This is a genomic window from Mesorhizobium sp. M7A.F.Ca.CA.004.04.2.1 (assembly GCF_004022825.1).
Taxonomy (GTDB): domain Bacteria; phylum Pseudomonadota; class Alphaproteobacteria; order Rhizobiales; family Rhizobiaceae; genus Mesorhizobium.
The window spans coordinates 1-1,061 of the sequence record NZ_RZPH01001452.1; the positions used below are offsets into that span (position 1 = coordinate 1).

The 1,061-nt window shown below is 60.5% G+C and carries 1 protein-coding gene; it reads left to right on the plus strand.

What is annotated here, in order from left to right:
• Positions 1–30: 30 nt before the first annotated feature.
• Positions 31–1,061 (plus strand): extracellular solute-binding protein (locus tag EN893_RS35320; protein WP_128362232.1); only part of this gene is annotated, 1,031 nt, incomplete at its 3' end.

Sequence of the window (1,061 nt, forward strand, 5' to 3'; positions counted from 1 at the left end):
GCGTCCAGAGGGAAAGAGGAGTAGAGAGTTATGACTTGGAACAAGCAGACCTTGATCAAAATGCTGATGACGGCCGTGAGCGGGGCAGCTGTTGTCAGCGCATCGCTTCCGGCCAGGGCGGCTGAGCCCATCACCTTGCACGCCTTGATGGAGGACGTGCCGGAAACCAAGATCATCGAAGCGCTGTTGCCCGAATTCGAGAAGCAGACCGGCATCAAGGTCGAGTTCGAGAAGATCGGCTATCCCGACATGCACGACAAGCTGGTGTCCCAGCTGACCGCGCCGCAGAGCTACTACAATGTGCTCGAGGTCGACTTCCTGTGGGCCGGCGAATTTCCGGCCGCCGGCTGGCTCGCCGATCTGAAACCCTTCGTCGAGAAATCCAAATACGATCTAGGCCCCTTCATTCCCTCGACGCTTGACCTGCTCGGCCGGACCAAGGATCAGCTGTTCCTGGTGCCCATGTACAACTACTCGATGGGCCTCCTCTACCGCACGGACCTGATCGGCGACGAGAAGCTCAAGGCCGCCTACAAGACGGCAACCGGCAAGGAACTCGCTTTGCCGACGACCCTCGAAGACTATGTGGCGATTTCCAAATTCATGAAGGCCAATGCAGGCGTCGCCGGAGCCGCGATGCAGGGCCAGCGCGGCGATCCCAACAGCATGGAATTCTCCAACTACCTGTTCTCCGCCGGCGGCAGCTATCTTAATGCCGACGGCAAGGCGAGCCTCGACACGGCAGAGGCCAAGAAGGCGCTCGATCTCTATGTCGACAACATCCAGCATGGCGCCCAGCAGGGTGCCATATCGGCGACACTCGATGACACCATGCGCCTGATGTGCAGCGGTTCCGCCTTCAGCATGGTCACCTATTGGTGGATGCTGCCGCAGATGGACGATGCCGTGAAGTGTCCGACGGTCGCCGGCAAGGTCGGCCTGTCGGTGATGCCGGGTGGCCATGGCGAAAGCGGCGGCTGGGGCTGGGGCATTCCCAAGAACACGTCGCCGGAAGAGCAGGAAGCCGCATGGACCTTCATCCAGTGGGTGCAGAGCAAGGA